The following is a 16,691-nucleotide window of genomic DNA, read 5'->3' as shown; positions in this document are numbered from 1 at the left end:
ACCGGACCGTCGCCCTCATGCCCTTCCGGCATGGTTCGGACGCGGGACGCGCCCTTCCGCCCGCCGGAGCCAATGACACCATGACCACGATCGACCGCGCCCAGCACGACAAGCTCGCCAACGCCATTCGCGCCCTGGCAATGGATGGCGTCGAGCAGGCGAAGTCCGGCCATCCCGGCCTGCCGATGGGTGCTGCCGACGTCGCAACCGTGCTGTTTACCCGCGTCATGAACTACGACGCCGCCGATCCGCGCTGGCCGGATCGCGACCGCTTCATTCTCTCGGCCGGTCACGGCTCGATGCTGCTCTACGCTCTGCTCTATCTCACGGGCACGCCGGGCATGGGCCTCGACGACCTCAAGAAGTTCCGCCAACTCGAGTCGAAGACCCCGGGGCATCCCGAAAACTTCATGACTGTCGGCGTCGAGACCACCACCGGCCCGCTTGGCCAGGGTCTCGCCACGGCAGTCGGCATGGCCATGGCAGAGCGCATGCTCGCCGCCGAATTCGGCAAGAAGGTCGTCGACCACAAGACCTATGTCCTGGCCTCCGACGGCGACCTGATGGAAGGCATCAGCCAGGAAGCGATCGCGCTTGCCGGCCACCACAAGCTCAACAAGCTGATCGTTCTCTGGGACGATAACGGCATCTCGATCGATGGCCCGCTCTCGATCTCCGACTCGGTCGACCAGGTCGCGCGCTTCAAGGCCTGCGGCTGGCGCTCCGAGCGCGTCGACGGCCATGATCCCGATGCGATCGAGGCCGCGATCCGCCGCGCCCAGAAGTCGAACAAGCCGACCATGATCGCCTGCAAGACCGTGATCGGCTTCGGCGCACCGAAGAAGGCTGGCACCTCCAAGGCTCATGGCGAGCCGCTTGGCGCCGAGGAACTCGCAGCCGCGAAGGCCAAGCTCGGCATCACCGGCGCAGCCTTCGAGATTGCCCCCGACGTCCTCAAGAGCTGGCGCGCCTTCGGCTCGGCCGGCCACCTCGCCCACAAGGACTGGCTCGTCCGCTTCGAGGCGCTGTCGCCACGCAAGCGCGCCGAGTTCGAGCGCCGCCTCGCCCATACGATTCCGGGCAAGCTCGACAAGGTGATCGTCGCCCACAAGAAGGCCCTTGCCGCCAACCCGGTCACCGTCGCGACCCGCAAGGCCTCTGAGCTCGCCCTCGACGTCATCGTGCCGGTGATGCCGGAGCTGGTCTCGGGCTCGGCCGACCTGACGCCGTCGAACAACACCAAGGCGAAGGGGCTGGAAGACTTCACGCTCAAGACCCCGAAGGGCCGCTACATCCGTTACGGCATCCGTGAACACGGAATGGCTGCCGCGATGAACGGCATCACCCTGCATGGCGGCTTCCGCACCGCCGGCGGCACCTTCCTGGTCTTCGCCGACTACGCCCGCCCCTCGATGCGTCTGGCGGCCCTGATGGGCCTGCCGGTCGTCTATGTCATGACCCATGACTCGATCGGCCTGGGCGAGGACGGCCCAACCCACCAGCCGGTCGAGCATCTCGCCTCGCTTCGCTCGATGCCGAACATGCGCGTGCTGCGCCCGGCCGACGCGATCGAGACGGCGGAAGCCTGGCAGATCGCTCTTGAGCGGACCGGAGGGCCGACCGTGCTGGCGCTCTCGCGTCAGAATCTCGCGCAGCTCCGCACGGATGGCACCGCGACCAACCGCTCGGCCAAGGGCGCCTATGAGTTGCAGGCGGCCGCGGGCGGCAAGGCGCAGGTCTCGCTCTTCGCGTCCGGCTCTGAACTCGAGATCGCCGTTGCCGCCCGCAAGCTCCTGGCCGAGAAGGGCGTCCGCGCCCGTGTCGTCTCCGTGCCCTCGCTCGAATTGCTGCTCGCTCAGGACGAGGCGACGCAGAACCAGATCATTGGCGAGGCCCCAGTCAAGATCGCGATCGAGGCAGCCGTCCGCTTCGGCTGGGATGCGGTGATCGGCCATGACGGCATCTTCGTCGGCATGGCTTCCTTCGGCGCCAGCGGCCCCTACAAGGACGTCTACAAGCATTTCGGCATTACGCCCGACGCAGTGGTCGAAGCCGCATTGAAGCGGCATAACGGCTGAGTTTTCACGCGGACACTTGCGTTTGGCCATGCTTTGGCCGATTTGCCCGCGTGAATAACGGCCAACGCGCCGTGAAACGGCGAAGGAGAGGATTGAGATGACGGTCAAGGTGGCGATCAACGGCTTCGGCCGCATCGGGCGCAACGTTCTGCGCGCGATCATTGAGTCGAAGCGCAAGGATATCGAGGTCGTGGCGATCAACGATCTCGGCCCGGTCGAGACCAACGCTCATCTCTTCCGCTTCGACTCCGTCCATGGCCGCTTCCCCGGCACCGTGACAGTCTCCGGCGACACGATCGACGTCGGCCGGGGACCGATCAAGGTCACGGCGATCCGCGATCCCAAGGACCTGCCGCACAAGGCGCTCGGCGTCGACATCGCGCTGGAATGCACCGGCATCTTCACGACCCGCGACAGGGCGGCCGCCCATCTCGCCGCCGGCGCCAAGCGCGTGCTGGTTTCGGCGCCCTGCGACGGCGCCGACCTGACGGTGGTCTTCGGCGTCAACAACAACGCCCTGACCAAGGACCATCTCGTCGTCTCGAACGCCTCCTGCACGACGAACTGCCTCGCGCCGGTTGTGCGCGTGCTGCAGGACGCGGTCGGCATCGACAAGGGCTTCATGACCACGATCCATGCCTATACAGGCGACCAGCCGACGCTCGACACGATGCACAAGGATCTCTATCGCGGCCGCGCTGCCGCGTTGTCGATGATCCCGACCTCGACCGGCGCCGCCAAGGCGATCGGCCTCGTCATTCCCGAGCTGAAGGGCCGTCTCGACGGGACCTCGATCCGCGTGCCGACGCCGAACGTCTCGGTCGTCGACTTCAAGTTCATCTCGAAGCGCAAGACCACGGTCGAGAAGATCAACGAGGCCATCATCAAGGCCTCGAAGCGCGGCCCGCTCAAGGGCATCCTCGCGGTCACCGACCAGCCGAACGTCTCGATGGACTTCAACCACGATCCGGCTTCGTCGACCTTCGCGCTCGACCAGACCAAGGTGCTGGACGACAAGTTCGTCCGCGTCCTGTCCTGGTACGACAACGAGTGGGGCTTCTCGAACCGCATGAGCGACACCGCCGTCGCGATGGCGAAGCTCATCTGACGTAACGGCCGGCGGGACCCGGCGCGCTGCCGGGCCCCGCCTGACCCTTCTCGAATGAACGGAAAGCGCATGACCAAGATCGAGCCGACCGTCGCCGCGCCGGCGAGCCCATCCGAGCCCTTCATCGCTGCGCCCAGCGCGACGGGAGCAACGGTGACGGCTCTCTCCGCAGCCAGCCGGAGCGAGGAGGCGGCGCCAACCGCGGAGCCGCGCAAGCTCGACCAGCTCTCTCGCATCGAAGACAAGGCTGCGCGCATCGAGGAGAAGTTCGCCCGCTACGAGGCCGTCTTCACCCGCGCCGAGGCCTCGCTGGAGCGCAGTGCCGCCAAGGTGGAGACAGCGACCGGCGCCATGGACTTCGCGGGAATCCGCCAGGAGGTCGCAGCGTTGCGCGAGCGCGTCGACGCGACACCGCGTTCGGCAACCCTGTTCACGACCGCCCTCGTCACTGCCGTTCTCACCGTGCTGCTCACCATCCTGGTGCTGAAATTCGGCGTGCCGGGTCTGTTTCCGGGACTTCTGCCGCGATGAGCTTCCGCACGCTCGACGACGCCGATCTCGCCGGCAAGCGCGTCCTTGTCCGTGTCGACCTGAACGTGCCGATGGACGCCGGCAAGGTCACCGACACGACACGCATCGACCGTGTCCTGCCAACCATTCGCGAAATCTCGCAGAAGGGTGGCAAGGTCATCCTGCTCGCGCATTTCGGCCGGCCAAAGGGTCGCGATCCCAAGGATTCGCTGAAGCCGGTCGCCATGGCGCTCGCCCATCGGCTTGGCCAGCCGGTGATCTTTGTCGATGACTGCATCGGTGACGACACCGCCAAGGCCGTCGCCGCCGCCAAGAGCGGCGAAGTCCTGCTGCTGGAAAACACCCGTTTTCATGCGGGCGACGAGAAGAACGACGCCGCCTTCGTCCGGGCGCTCGCCGCCAATGGCGACATCTTCGTCAATGACGCCTTCTCCGCCGCCCACCGTGCCCATGCTTCGACCGAGGGCCTCGCCCATGTCCTGCCGGCCTATGCCGGCCGGACCATGCAGGCCGAGCTGGAAGCGCTGAGCGCCGGGCTCGACAATCCCGCCCGCCCGGTGATGGCGATCGTCGGCGGCGCCAAGGTCTCGACCAAGCTCGAGCTGCTTGGCAACCTGGTGAAGAAGGTCGACGTCCTCGCCATCGGTGGCGGCATGGCCAACACCTTCCTCGCCGCACGCGGCGTCGATGTCGGCAAGTCGCTCTGCGAGCATGATCTCCTCGCGACCGCCCGCGAGATCGAGGAGAAGGCCAGGGCCGCCGGCTGCGAGATCATGTTGCCGGTCGATGCGCTGGTCGCCCGTGAGTTCAAGGCCAATCCCGGACACCGCGTCGTGCCGATCACCGAGGTCGCTGCCGACGAGATGATCCTCGATGCCGGCCCGCTCAGCGTCGCCGAGGTCGTGCTCAAGCTCGACACCGTCAGGACGCTGGTGTGGAACGGCCCCTTCGGCGCCTTCGAGCTGCATCCTTTCGACACGGCGACGGTCACCGTCGCCAAGGCTGCGGCCGAGCGCGTCAAGGCAGGCAAGTTGGTGGCAGTCGCTGGCGGTGGCGACACCGTCGCAGCGATGAACCATGCCGGGGTTGCCGACGAGCTGTCCTATGTCTCGACGGCGGGTGGTGCCTTCCTCGAATGGATGGAAGGCAAGGCCCTGCCGGGGGTCGAAGCGCTGCGGGCGCGGTGAGCCGCAACGCTTTCATCGTCCTGTTCCATGCCTGCGCGGCGGCGCTGGCGGTACTGGCGACCTATCTGCTTGCCGATATCCTCGGTTGGCCTGGCGCGCGTTGGTTGCCGATCGGCAGCGTCGGCGTTCTGGCAGTAGGCCCGGTGAATCACTGCGCCTCAGCCATCCACGAGCGCCTGTTCGGCTGAGACCTTCCGTCAGGAGCCCGCCGGTAATCGAGGCACGCGAACCGTCGGACGGCTCGCGATGAGCCATGCCGCAACAGCAACTTCGCCGAGCAGGCGAGGTGATTGAGGTGCGAGGCCGCGAACCGCATTCACGCTGCGGCCGCTTTCGCTTTGCCATCGCAGGCCATCCGCACTAAATCCTCCCCGAACGCTTCTAAGCCCAAAGGGAGGACCAAAGTGGCCCGCATCACGCTTCGCCAACTGCTCGACCATGCCGCCGAGAACGATTACGGCGTGCCCGCCTTCAACATCAACAACATGGAACAGGCACTGGCGATCATGGCCGCAGCGGACGCGACCGATGCGCCCGTCATCATCCAGGCCTCGCGCGGCGCCCGCTCCTACGCCAATGACATCATGCTCAAGCACATGATGGACGCCGTCACGGAGATCTATCCGCATATCCCGGTCTGCGTTCATCTCGACCACGGCAACGAGCCGGCGACCTGCATGACCGCGATCCAGGCCGGCTTCACCTCGGTGATGATGGACGGCTCGCTCAAGGCCGACGGCAAGACCCCAGGCGACTGGGACTACAATGTCGGTGTGACCAAGACGGTGACCGAGATGGCTCATCTCGGCGGCATCTCGGTCGAGGGCGAGCTCGGTGTGCTCGGCTCGCTGGAAAGCGGCGAAGGCGAGAAGGAGGACGGCCATGGCTTCGAGGGCAAGCTCTCCCATGACCAGCTCCTGACCAATCCGGAGGAGGCCGTGAAATTCGTCGCGGAGACCAAGGTCGATGCGCTCGCCATCGCCATGGGCACCTCGCACGGCGCCTACAAGTTCACGCGCAAGCCCGACGGCGCGATCCTCGCCATGCATGTCATCGAGGAGATCCACAAGAAGCTGCCGAACATGCATCTCGTGATGCACGGCTCCTCTTCGGTGCCGCAGGACCTGCAGGACATCATCAACCAGTATGGCGGCAAGATGCCCCAGACCTGGGGCGTGCCTGTCGAGGAGATCCAGCGCGGCATCAAGCACGGCGTGCGCAAGATCAATATCGACACCGACAATCGCATGGCCATGACCGGCCAGATCCGGAAGATCCTCTCCGAGCATCCCGGCGAATTCGACCCGCGCAAATATCTGAAGCCCGCCATGGAGGCGATGACCAAGCTCTGCACGTTGCGCCTGCAGGAGTTCAACACCGCCGGACAGGCCTCGAAGATTAAGCGCGTCGCGACCACGGCCGAGATGGCCAAGCGCTATGCCAAGGGTGAACTCGACCCGACCTTTGCCGGCAACAGGGCCGCGTAGGACACCCCACTCGGGCGAGTGGGCCAGCGCGACGCAAGGTTGCGACCCAGACCCGAATGCATCGAACAGAAACGCCCGGCTTTCGCCGGGCGTTTCACGTTCAGGGGCGGCCATGGCAACTCAGAGACAGGCGCCGCGGACATGCGCCGGTTTCGTCCCTGCCCTTCCGGGCGCCCTGCTTTTCTGGTTCAAGGAAAGGCCCGTCTGGTCGCGCCCCCCCTGCGCGGCCTGCCTTACTGCCGCGGTAGTGCCCGATGTCGATCGTCTTTTCCGCGCTGGTCGCGGTCTTTGTCGGCTTTGCCGCCTCCGTGGCGGTCGTGCTTGCCGCGGCGCAGGCCATTGGCGCGACGCAAGCGCAGACAGTGTCCTGGATCGTCGGGCTCGCCATCGCCAAGGGGCTTGCCAGCATCTGGCTGTCCTGGCGCCATCGGATGCCGATCATTTGCGCCTGGTCCACGCCCGGTGCAGCACTGATTGCGGCCGCAAGCGGCTTTGATCTCGCGGCCGCGATCGGCGGCTTCCTCGCCGCGGCCGCCCTGATGATGCTGACCGCCACCTTCCGGCCGCTCGGCGCGTTGATCGAGCGGATTCCGATGACCATCGCCTCGGCCATGCTTGCCGGCGTTATCTTCCGCTTCGTGGTCGCGGTCTTCGACGAGATGAAGCTGCAACCCGCCCTTGTCCTGACGCTGCTCGCCGTTTTCCTGGTCGCGCGCCTGATCAACCCGTTCCTCGGCGTCATCGCCGCGCTCTCCGCCGGCCTGGCGCTGAGCTTTGGAACCGGGCTCGCGACCCTGCCCAGCGGCAACATGGCGCTGACCGAGCTCGTCCTGACCTGGCCGCGCTTCGACCTGACCGCGATCATCGGCATCGGCATCCCGCTCTATCTCGTCACCATGGCGGCGCAGAACCTGCCGGGCTTCGCCGTGCTGCGCGCCGCCGGCTATCATCCGCCGACCGCGCCCAGCCTGTTCGTCACCGGGCTGATGTCCTTCATCACGGCGCCGACCGGCGCGCATATGGTCAATCTCGCAGCGATCAGCGCCTCGATCTGCACGGGCGCCGACACTCATCCCGACCCCAAGCAACGCTGGAAGGCCGGCATCGCCTACGGTCTGTTCTGGCTAGGCATCGCCGCGACGGCCGGTCTGCTGCTCGCGCTCATCATCGCCATGCCCAAGGCGCTGATCGTCGCGGTCGCGGGGCTCGGCCTCATCGGCTCGCTGACAGGCGCGCTCGGCCAGTCCATGGCCAAGGATTCCGAGCGCTTCGCCGCCGTCATCACCTTCGCCGTTGCGGCGTCCAGTCTCTCGCTTTTCGGTGTCGGCTCCGCTTTCTGGAGTCTCGTCGCCGGACTTGCGGTCTTGACATTGGACGCTCTCGCAGGCCGTTTGCGCGCAAGATCATGACCATGACATCTTCACAGACCCGCCTCATGCTCGTCACTCCGCCTGTCGCGGATGCCGAGGCCATGTCATTCCGCCTGATGCAGGCCTTCGCCGGCGGCGACGTCGCCGCCGTGCTGCTACGCCTCACCGAGGGCGACGACCGCAGCCGGATCGAGCGCGTCAAGCGCATAGCCGGCCCCGTCCAGTCCAACAGCGTCGCGCTCGTCGTCGAAGGTTCGGCGCTGATTGCGACACGCGGTGGCGCCGATGGCGTCCACCTGGTCGAGGGCCCGGAGGCGATCCGCGAGGCTCGCTCCAGCCTGCGCGATGAACGCATCATCGGCGCCGGCGGCCTGCGCGCCCGCCACGACGCCATGGATGTCGGCGAGGCCGGCGTCGACTACGTGATGTTCGGCGAACCGCGGCCTGATGGCTCGATGCCGCCATTGCCGGCAGTCGTCGAGCGCGCCACCTGGTGGGCGGAGATCTTCGAGACACCATGCGTGGCCTATGCACCCGACGCGGCATCCGTGCCGGCGCTTGTCGAAACCGGCGCCGAATTCGTCGCGCTAGGTGAATGGGCCTTTGGTGACGATCAGGATATCCGCGCGCTTGTCGAGGCCGCCAATGCGGCGATTGCCGCCTGCGCAACCCGGAAGGCCGGCCGGTGAGACGCCTTCGGCGCAGCCTGCTGCTCGTCGGGCTGGCGCTCGCGCCGGCCAGCCTTGCATCGGCCGCCGATATCGACCTCGCCTATGGCGCCTTTCAGGCCGGCCACTATCGCCGGGCTCAGGAAGAGGCGCTGAAGCGCATAGAAGCGGACAATACCGACGCCGCGGCCATGACACTGCTCGGCGAAATCTATCGCCTGGGTCTGGGCGTCCCGGAAAACACCACGGCCGCCACCGAATGGTATGAGCGCGCAGCCGACCGTGGCGACATCAACGCAGCCTATGCGCTCGCCATCGCTTTGCTCGACCAGCGCAACAGCAAGCGCGACCCTGCCAAAGCCGGCCAACTGCTGGAACGTGCCGCCGCAGCCGGCCATCCGGCTGCCAACTACAACCTGGCCCTGGCGCTGCTTGCGATAGGCAAGGAGACCGACGACAAACGGGCCGTTGCGGCTATCGAGATCGCTGCGAAGGCCGGTATCGGGGATGCCGAACACGCATTGGGCGTGCTGTACAAGCAGGGCCGCAGCGTGCCGCAGGACAATACGAAGGCGGCCGAGTGGATGGCAAAGGCGGCCGAGAGCGGCAATGTCGCGGGCGAGATCGAATATGCGATCATGCTGTTCAATGGCGAAGGCGTCGCCGCAGACGAAACGGCAGCCGCCAAGCTCTTCCTGCGCGCCGCCTACAAGGGCAATGCGATTGCGCAGAACCGCATCGCCCGTCTCTATCTGGCTGGCCGCGGCATCGCTCCCGACAGTGCCGAGGCCGCTGCCTGGCATCTCGCCGCCAGGGCCCAGGGCCTCGACGATCCCATGCTCGACCAGTTGCTCGATCGCATGACACCTGAGCAAATGAACCGGATCGCACGCGTCGCCGCCGACCGGATCGAGGGCACGGCCTTGACTACGCCGAGCCAGCCGAGCAAGTGACGGCAGAATTTCCAGGCCGGAGCGATGGCGCTGCCGGCCTTCTCGCGTTCAAGGCGCGCATGAGGTTTTAGATGATCCGCTCCCCCCTGATGACCGTGATGACCGACGCCGTGATGAAGGCGTCCCGTTCGCTGAAGCGCGACTTCGGTGAAATCGAGAACCTGCAGGTGCTCGCCAAGGGCCCAGGCGATTTCGTCTCGAAGGCCGACCACAAGGCCGAGAGCATCCTGCGCGAATCGCTGGAGAAGGCCAGACCGGGCTACGGCTTCGTCATGGAGGAGAGCGGCGTCGTCCACGGCACCGACGAGAGCAACCGCTGGCATATCGACCCGCTCGACGGCACCCATAACTTCCTGCGCGGCATCCCGCATTGGAACATCTCGGTCGCGCTGGAGCGCGACAACCAGTTCGTCGCGGGCATCGTCTATGATGCAGCCAAGGACGAGCTCTTCATCGCCGAGAAGGGCAAAGGCGCCTATGTCAACAATCGCCGCATGCGGGTTTCCGGTCGCCGTGAGCCGACCGACATGCTGATCAGCATGGGCGTGCCCCATATCGGCAAGGGTGGCCACCCGCTCTTTCTGCGCGAGCTCGGCGCCGTCATGACGCGCTTTGCCAATGTCCGCCGCATGGGCTCCGCCGCGCTCGATATCGCCTATGTCGCGGCCGGCCGCATGGACGCTTACTGGGAACGCGGCCTCAACACCTGGGACTTCGCGGCGGGCGCCGTGATGATCCGCGAGGCTGGCGGTACCTTCGGCACGCTCGATGGCAAGCAGCCGACCAGCGCCAAGGATATCATCTGCGGCAACGAAGTCGGTGAACAAGCGCTTCGCGCCGCGCTCAAGACGGCTGGCTGACATACAGCTTTGATCTTTCACGCTTGATCATGGCGCAGCGGGAGGCGACAGTCTGCCTCCAGCGTTGCGATCGTGGACAGGGGTGCCCGGATTCGGGTCCACCCCGCTCACGGTCCGATGGTTGATGAGAGACGCCAGCTCGGGATCACCCGGGTGTGGCAGGCTCCAGGCGAACGGAAGACGAGGCATGGACAGAGAGGTCCCAGCGGCCGAGATGGGCACGGTCGCGACGACACGGGAAACAACCCGCTTTTCGCGGCCGCTGCGCTACGCGATCCGCGCAATCCTGTTCATCGCCCTGATCGGATTCCTGGGTTTCATCCTCCAGGTCGGCCTTGTCACGGCCTTCATGACCAATCCCGGTCTCAACGGGCTCATTCTCGGTGCATTGTTGGTCGGCGTGCTGATCGCGTTGCGCGAACTCTGGCGCGTCAACAGCGAAGCGGCCGCTGCGACCCGGCTCGCCGCAGCGCCGGGGCTCGCCGATGTCGAGCGCGGCCAGGTCATTGCCCCGCTCGGTCCGGTACTGCCGGCTCTCGATGCAGGGACCCTCGCCCCCACTCAAGCAGCCTCCGTGCTCGAATCGATCGCGGTAAGGCTCGACGACGGTCGCGAGGTGCTGCGCTATCTCGCAGGCCTGCTCGTCTTCCTCGGCCTGCTCGGCACCTTCTGGGGCCTCCTCGAAACCGTGAGCTCGGTCGGTAACGTCATCAAGAGCCTGCGCACAGGCGCGGAAGCCGGCGTGCTCTTCGACGAACTCAAGGCCGGCCTTGCCGCACCGCTTGCCGGCATGGGCCTCTCCTTTTCGTCTTCGCTCTTCGGCATCGCGGGCTCGCTGATCCTGGGCTTCCTGGAACTACAGGTCGGTCAGGCACAGCGGCGCTTCCGCAACGAACTCGAGAGCTGGCTCGGCTCGCGCAGCCGGGAGGCGGCCTCCGCCGTCGCGGCCCCCGGCTTCAACCCCGATATCGGCCGCAATCTCGGCGACAAGCTCGACCGGCTCAGTGCAGCACTGGCCGACGGCCCCAATAACCGCGCCGCCACTCAGGCGATCTCGAACCTTGCCGAAGGCGTGCAGGGGCTGGTCCAGCACATGCGTGCCGAACAACAGTTGATCCGCGATTGGGTCGAGGCCCAGGCGGCCCGCGAGAAGGATCTGAAGCGCCTGATCGAGCGCCTGACCGCAAACGGCGTCTCCGAACCATGATCCGCTCATGGGGCATATTGACGAAGGCGCGTCCTGAGACGAGGGAGGCCTGAAGCCATGGCTTTGTCCCGCACCTACCGCCGTGAGCAGCTGAATTTCTGGCCCGGCTTCGTCGATGCCCTCTCGACGATGCTGATCGGCATCGTCTTCCTGCTCTCGGTCTTCGTGCTCGGACAGTTCTTCCTGTCGCAGGAACTGACCGGCAAGGACACCGCGCTGGAACGGCTGAACCGCCAGATATCTGAGCTGTCCGACCTGCTTGCGCTGGAGCGCGTCTCCAACCGGCAGGCCCAGGAGAACCTGCTCCTGATGCAATCAACCCTGACGCGCGAACAGAGCGAGCGCGGCCGCTTGCAGGGTGCGCTCGAAGCGCAGGCGACGAACGGCCCGGCGCAGCTTGCCGACACCCAGAAGGCGCTCGACGCGGAGAAGCAGCTCTCGGCCAGAGCCCAGGCGACGGTCGAGCAGGTCAACCTGCAGATCCAGGCCATGCGCCGGCAGCTCGCCGCGCTCGAGCAGGCCATCGAGGCGTCCGAAGCCAAGGACAAGGAATCGCAGACCCGTATTGCCGATCTCGGTTCGCGACTGAATGTCGCCCTCGCGCAGCGCGTGCAGGAACTGGCGCGCTACCGTTCCGACTTCTTCGGCCGTCTCAGGCAGGTGCTTGGCACACGTCCCGACATCCGTGTCGTCGGGGACCGATTCGTTTTCCAGTCGGAGGTGTTCTTCGATGCCGGCCAGGCCGTGCTGAAGCCTGAAGGAAAGGCCGAACTCGACAAGCTCGCCACCATCCTGACCGATCTCGGCCATGAGATGCCACCCGATATCCCGTGGATCCTGCGCGTTGACGGCCACACCGACGCCCGCCCGATCCGCTCCGCACAGTTCCCGTCCAACTGGAGCCTGTCGACGGCACGTGCGGTCGCGGTTGTCGAGTATCTGATCACACGCGGCCTCCCCGCCGACCGCATCGCTGCAACCGGGTTCGGCGAGTTCCAACCTCTCGACCTCGCCAGCAACGATGAAGCCTACCGGCGCAATCGCAGGATCGAGTTCAAGATCACGGAGCGGTAAGGGAAAGCCGCCCTGGCGGCCTTCCCAACCCGTATCACGCCTATCCAGCCAAATGCCTTGGCCCGAACAGCATGCGAGACGCTGGCGCCAACCTTAGAATGCCAGCTTCGAACGCTGCTGGCCGTTCTCGTCAAAATTGTCCTGGCTGAGCCAGGCCTCGTAGCCGGCCTTCAGGCGCGGCCAGTCGCCATCGATCATCGCGAACCAGGCCGTATCGCGATTTCGCCCCTTGGTGACCATGTGCTGGCGGAACACACCCTCCGGCGTGAAGCCGAAGCGTTGCGCAGCGCGCTTCGAGGGCTCGTTGAGGTTGTTGCATTTCCACTCGAAGCGGCGGTAGCCGAGCGTGTCGAAGGCATGGCTGGCAAAGAGATAGAGCGCCTCGGTCGCGACACGACTGCGAGCGATCGCGGGCCCCCACAGGATGTTGCCGATCTCGATCACACCATGTGCAGGCTCGATCCGCATCAGCGCCTGGCGTCCCTCGGCCCGACCGGTCCGCTTGTCGATCACGGCAAAGAACAGCGGATCGGGCGAGGCTGACGCCTTCTCGAGCCAGGGATCGAAGGCTGCCAGATCGGCTGGCGCCTCCTCGAACAGATAACGGAAGCGGTCCTGCGCACCTGGTTGCTGGGCCGAGACGAGGAGATCCTTGCCGTGCCGCGCAGCCTCCAGCGGCTCGAGCCGGGTGTACCGCCCATCCAGCGCTACGCGCTCCGGGCGCGACACGCCCTTCCAATGAGAGAGATCCATGATGCGTTCCTGATGTCGAACCGGGTTGAAGACCGAAACCGGCGACAGTTGTCGGGATTGCCGGTAGGACATAAACTGCCACTTCATGGATTTTCATCAGACCACTTTGGACGTCGCGACAACGCCTCCGCATCCGGTGTGGTCTCCGCTCGATCGGACCGCGGGAGATCTAGAAGGACAGGTCTACCGCGCGGTACGGGACCGCATCCTGCAGGGCCAATTGCTTGCAGGTCAGCGCCTGCCGTCGACGCGCGTTTTGGCCAACGCTCTTGGTGTCGCTCGCTCGACAGTCGTCCTGGCCTATGACCGGCTCAAGGCGGAAGGATATCTTGTGGCCGCGTCCGGATCGGCCAGTCGCGTTGCCCCCGTTGCGAAGCTGCCCTCCCCGGGACTGGATCGCGCCGAGCCGACCACTCCATGGCCGATCGCCGAACCACTCGCCGAGAAGCTCTTCGAGCCCGGCATCCCGGACCTCGCCGACTTTCCCCACGCAACCTGGGCGCGATGTCTGGGCGCCCGAGCCCGCTCGCTGCGGATTCACGATCTCGGCTACGGCGACGCCGGTGGCATCCGCGAATTGCAGGAAGCGATCATCGCTCATGTCGCCGACCGGCGCGGCGTTGTCGCGCGGCCTGAGCAGGTCCTCGTTCTTCCCTCGACCAGGGCGGCGATCGGCCTGCTCGCGTCCATCCGGATCCAAGCCGGCGCAAGCGATGCCAGTATCGCCTGGATGGAAGAGCCTGGATACCCGGCGGCACGGGCCTTGTTGCAGGCGGTCGGAGCACGCATCGTCCCGGTCCCCTGCGACAGCGCAGGGATCGATATCAGCAAGGCCTCCGGCCCGCCGGCGCGGCTGATCTATGTAACGCCCTCGCATCAATACCCCACAGGCGCAACGATGAGCCTGCAACGACGACTGGCCTTGCTGGAGGTCGCGCAGGCCAGCGGAGCTCTGATCATCGAGGACGACTACGACAGCGAATTCCAGTACGCATCCCGCCCGATCGCGGCGCTGCAGGGCATCGATCGGAACAATGTCGTCGCCTATCTCGGCACGTTCTCGAAGGTTCTGGCACCGGGGGTAAGGGTCGCCTATGCGATCGTTCCGCCCTGGCTGCTGGAAGACGCCTATGTCAGCCTGCAACTCCGCGGCGCGGTTGTACCGATCCATGTTCAGGCGGCGCTTGCCGATTTCATCCGAGAGGGGCGGCTGCGCGCCTATATTCGCAAGATGAACGCTGCCTATGCCGCGCGCATGGCCATGAGCATGGCGGCCCTGAGCCATCATTGCGGGCAGGTTCTGCACCTCGGCGGCGGCACAGGTGGCCTCCAACTCGCCGCATGGTTCAAGGACCAACGTGTCGATGATCGCGCCACAGCACACCACCTCAGCCAGCATGGCTATGCGATGCAGCCCATGTCGCGCTTCCATCTTGGCCGGCCTCGGCCCGGGCTCGTCTTCGGCATCTCGCGCGTGACCGCTGACACGCTCGAGGAGGTCGTGGCGAACCTGGGTCGGTTGCTCCCGGCGTAACCACAAGACCGTTCAGGCGGCGGCGCGCCGGATGACGTCGGGCCCCGAACCGTGGCTCGCCTGCCTGTCGTGATAGAAGGTGATGAACTCCTTGGCGGGGAGCGGTTTTGCAAAGAACCAGCCTTGGGCAAAATGCACGCCGTGATCGAGCAGGTAATCGAACTGCTCGCGGGTCTCGACGCCTTCTGCGACGATGAACAGGTTCAGCGTTTTGGCCATGTCGATGATGTGAGAGGTCACCGAACTGGTCGCCGTGTTCCGGCCGATCGTGTCGATGAAGGATTTGTCGATCTTGAGGGCGTCCAGCGGCAGGGCCTGCAGATATTGCAGGCTCGAATAGCCCGTCCCGAAATCGTCGATCGCCACGGAATGACTGAGCTTGCGGGCCTGAATGATCGTCTCCCGCGCCGGATTGATATCGATGAAGCCGCGCTCGGTCGCCTCGAGCCAGATCTGCTGCGGCCTTATGCCCGTCTGCTCGAGCGCGGTCTGGATGAACGACAGAATCCGCCCGGTCTTGATATCGTCCGCACAGAGATTGACCGCGATGTGCAAGGATCGGTCGGCCACCAGCACCGCCTTCATATCATGGATCACCGCGTCGACGATCTGATCGGTGATCGGCATGATCAGCCCGCTTTCTTCCGCAAGCGGAACAAAGAGATCCGGCTGCACCAGGGAGCCATCGGGGCGCCGCCAACGCACCAAGGCCTCGGCCCCAACGCAGATGCCGGTCTCGAGCTCGATGATCGGCTGATAATGCACGATGAATTCGCGGTTGCGCACTGCGATCGTCAACTCCCCCAACGGAGAGAGACGCTTGCGGGACAGCCAGATGATGATGCCGACGATGAAAGCCGCGATGAAGGCCCCGACCGGCAGAAGCAGCATTCGCTCCCGCCGGAGTGGCTTCAGCAGGCTGTCACGCGACTGGGCCGCCACCGCGACCCACCCTTGAGCGCGGGCGGCTGCAAAGACGTTGTGATCGTCCATACCCGTGCGCGGATCGGCGAGCAGGAGGTGCAGCAGCCGGGGATCCGGATCGTTCAGGGCACCAATCAGCACGCCCTTGTCGTTGCCGACCGCAATCTTGATGCCGGGGTCGACGATGACGTCAACCAGGCGCACCGGATCGATCAGGACATTGTAGTCCCTGTAGTGCAGCGCCATCCTGGCATCGCCGCCGCTCACCAGCGGCCACATCCTGACGATGACTTCGATCCCGTCCGCGGTCACGTAGTCGCCGGGAGAGTGGGCGATCCTGTCGGCCGTCTGCCCCCAGGATGTGCATTTCAGGATTCCGTCGCGAAAATACCCGACCTCATCGATTGAGCGGTTGTTGATGGCGAGCCTGCGCATCGCGGCAATATGCTCCTCGGTGCAGGGCTCATATGAGGTGCCGGCGATGGTTCGCAGGGCCTCGCTCGCCGCGGAGAAGGCCGTATCCGCACGCACGATCACCCGCTTGGCAAACAGCTCCAGCCGAGCCTGCTCGGTGCGTACGGCAAGCGTCCAGGAGATATGGAGCATCACGGCGATCGGAAGCATTGCCCCGATCAGGGCCAGCGCGGATGCGACAAGGATGATGTGAAAACGCTTCACGCTTGCGCCTTCGCGAATGGCGTGCACCCCATCAACGAGTGGAGCGTACGGGTTCCGGAACTGCTGCGCAATTTGCGTCACAGAACAGAACCGATGTCTTGCCGAATTGCAGCAATAGTGAAGCGACGCCCTGCAGCAATGACAAGGGCGTTACAATTCCCTGATACGTCTGACCGGCGCGAACAGCCGGACATCTCCGAGAGCCGGCCGTTTCACCTCGCAAGACGGAACCTCTACTCGTGCCTCGCGTGGAGCGCTCTGGCGTTGAGGGCGATCCGA

Annotated in this window: 15 protein-coding genes; 13 read left to right on the top strand and 2 right to left on the bottom strand. The window is 65.5% G+C overall.

What is annotated here, in order from left to right:
* Positions 1-80: 80 nt before the first annotated feature.
* The 12 genes from tkt (at position 81) to BIWAKO_RS15350 (ending at position 12,523) form a co-directional block, all read left to right on the top strand.
* A complete protein-coding gene (gene tkt, locus BIWAKO_RS15405; RefSeq protein ID WP_069882528.1) occupies positions 81-2,078 on the top strand; it encodes a transketolase in 1,998 nt (665 codons plus the stop codon).
* Positions 2,079-2,175: 97 nt separating this feature from the next.
* Positions 2,176-3,186, top strand: coding sequence for a type I glyceraldehyde-3-phosphate dehydrogenase (gene gap / locus BIWAKO_RS15400; RefSeq protein ID WP_069879402.1), 1,011 nt, complete (start codon positions 2,176-2,178; stop codon positions 3,184-3,186).
* Positions 3,187-3,255: 69 nt separating this feature from the next.
* Positions 3,256-3,717: a hypothetical protein gene (locus BIWAKO_RS15395; protein ID WP_141740102.1), complete on the top strand. Its 462-nt coding sequence runs from the start codon at positions 3,256-3,258 to the stop codon at positions 3,715-3,717.
* Complete coding sequence (locus BIWAKO_RS15390; protein ID WP_069879400.1) at positions 3,714-4,904, top strand: phosphoglycerate kinase; 1,191 nt, start codon at positions 3,714-3,716, stop codon at positions 4,902-4,904. Before BIWAKO_RS15395 ends, BIWAKO_RS15390 begins: the two co-directional genes overlap by 4 nt.
* Positions 4,901-5,092, top strand: a complete 192-nt coding sequence (locus BIWAKO_RS15385) for a hypothetical protein (RefSeq protein WP_069879399.1) — start codon at positions 4,901-4,903, stop codon at positions 5,090-5,092. Before BIWAKO_RS15390 ends, BIWAKO_RS15385 begins: the two co-directional genes overlap by 4 nt.
* Before the next feature lie 216 nt (positions 5,093-5,308).
* Positions 5,309-6,391: a class II fructose-bisphosphate aldolase gene (fba, locus tag BIWAKO_RS15380; protein WP_069879398.1), complete on the top strand. Its 1,083-nt coding sequence runs from the start codon at positions 5,309-5,311 to the stop codon at positions 6,389-6,391.
* Between the two features lie 254 nt (positions 6,392-6,645).
* Positions 6,646-7,800, top strand: a complete 1,155-nt coding sequence (locus BIWAKO_RS15375; RefSeq protein WP_069879397.1) for a benzoate/H(+) symporter BenE family transporter — start codon at positions 6,646-6,648, stop codon at positions 7,798-7,800.
* A 2-nt stretch (positions 7,801-7,802) separates the two neighbouring features.
* On the top strand, positions 7,803-8,450 hold the full coding sequence (locus BIWAKO_RS15370) for a thiamine phosphate synthase (RefSeq protein ID WP_084652247.1): 648 nt from the start codon (positions 7,803-7,805) through the stop codon (positions 8,448-8,450).
* A complete protein-coding gene (locus BIWAKO_RS15365; protein WP_069879395.1) occupies positions 8,447-9,382 on the top strand; it encodes a tetratricopeptide repeat protein in 936 nt (311 codons plus the stop codon). The genes BIWAKO_RS15370 and BIWAKO_RS15365 overlap by 4 nt, the downstream gene beginning before the upstream one ends.
* Before the next feature lie 71 nt (positions 9,383-9,453).
* Positions 9,454-10,242 (top strand): inositol monophosphatase family protein, encoded by a 789-nt coding sequence (locus BIWAKO_RS15360; protein ID WP_069879394.1) that lies wholly within the window; start codon positions 9,454-9,456, stop codon positions 10,240-10,242.
* 214 nt (positions 10,243-10,456) lie between these two features.
* The gene (locus BIWAKO_RS15355) at positions 10,457-11,449 is read left to right on the top strand and encodes a flagellar motor protein MotA (RefSeq protein WP_069879393.1); all 993 of its coding nucleotides are present in this window, start codon (positions 10,457-10,459) and stop codon (positions 11,447-11,449) included.
* A gap of 57 nt (positions 11,450-11,506) precedes the next feature.
* Positions 11,507-12,523: a peptidoglycan -binding protein gene (locus tag BIWAKO_RS15350; RefSeq protein ID WP_069879392.1), complete on the top strand. Its 1,017-nt coding sequence runs from the start codon at positions 11,507-11,509 to the stop codon at positions 12,521-12,523.
* A 93-nt stretch (positions 12,524-12,616) separates the two neighbouring features.
* Here BIWAKO_RS15350 and BIWAKO_RS15345 read toward each other — a convergent pair whose 3' ends face one another.
* A complete protein-coding gene (locus BIWAKO_RS15345; protein ID WP_069882527.1) occupies positions 12,617-13,276 on the bottom strand; it encodes a GNAT family N-acetyltransferase in 660 nt (219 codons plus the stop codon).
* Between the two features lie 85 nt (positions 13,277-13,361).
* On the opposite strand from BIWAKO_RS15345, the gene pdxR reads away from it, so the two are divergent.
* A complete protein-coding gene (pdxR, locus tag BIWAKO_RS15340; RefSeq protein WP_084651434.1) occupies positions 13,362-14,810 on the top strand; it encodes a MocR-like pyridoxine biosynthesis transcription factor PdxR in 1,449 nt (482 codons plus the stop codon).
* Positions 14,811-14,822: 12 nt separating this feature from the next.
* Here pdxR and BIWAKO_RS15335 read toward each other — a convergent pair whose 3' ends face one another.
* The gene (locus BIWAKO_RS15335; RefSeq protein WP_141740101.1) at positions 14,823-16,412 is read right to left on the bottom strand and encodes an EAL domain-containing protein; all 1,590 of its coding nucleotides are present in this window, start codon (positions 16,410-16,412) and stop codon (positions 14,823-14,825) included.
* Positions 16,413-16,691 lie beyond the last annotated feature (279 nt).

It is taken from the genome of Bosea sp. BIWAKO-01 (genome assembly GCF_001748145.1).
Classification (GTDB): Bacteria; Pseudomonadota; Alphaproteobacteria; order Rhizobiales; family Beijerinckiaceae; genus Allobosea.
This window is presented reverse-complemented; position numbering and strand designations above follow the sequence as displayed.

Excerpts from the sequence above, each read along its gene's own strand:
- tkt (WP_069882528.1), top strand. The coding sequence starts at position 81 with ATGACCACGATCGACCGCGCCCAGCACGACAAGCTCGCCAACGCCATT.
- gap (WP_069879402.1), top strand. The coding sequence starts at position 2,176 with ATGACGGTCAAGGTGGCGATCAACGGCTTCGGCCGCATCGGGCGCAAC.
- BIWAKO_RS15395 (WP_141740102.1), top strand. The coding sequence starts at position 3,256 with ATGACCAAGATCGAGCCGACCGTCGCCGCGCCGGCGAGCCCATCCGAG.
- BIWAKO_RS15390 (WP_069879400.1), top strand. The coding sequence starts at position 3,714 with ATGAGCTTCCGCACGCTCGACGACGCCGATCTCGCCGGCAAGCGCGTC.
- BIWAKO_RS15375 (WP_069879397.1), top strand. The coding sequence starts at position 6,646 with ATGTCGATCGTCTTTTCCGCGCTGGTCGCGGTCTTTGTCGGCTTTGCC.
- BIWAKO_RS15370 (WP_084652247.1), top strand. The coding sequence starts at position 7,803 with ATGACATCTTCACAGACCCGCCTCATGCTCGTCACTCCGCCTGTCGCG.
- BIWAKO_RS15360 (WP_069879394.1), top strand. The coding sequence starts at position 9,454 with ATGATCCGCTCCCCCCTGATGACCGTGATGACCGACGCCGTGATGAAG.
- BIWAKO_RS15355 (WP_069879393.1), top strand. The coding sequence starts at position 10,457 with ATGGGCACGGTCGCGACGACACGGGAAACAACCCGCTTTTCGCGGCCG.
- BIWAKO_RS15350 (WP_069879392.1), top strand. The coding sequence starts at position 11,507 with ATGGCTTTGTCCCGCACCTACCGCCGTGAGCAGCTGAATTTCTGGCCC.
- BIWAKO_RS15345 (WP_069882527.1), bottom strand. The coding sequence starts at position 13,276 with ATGGATCTCTCTCATTGGAAGGGCGTGTCGCGCCCGGAGCGCGTAGCG.
- pdxR (WP_084651434.1), top strand. The coding sequence starts at position 13,362 with ATGGATTTTCATCAGACCACTTTGGACGTCGCGACAACGCCTCCGCAT.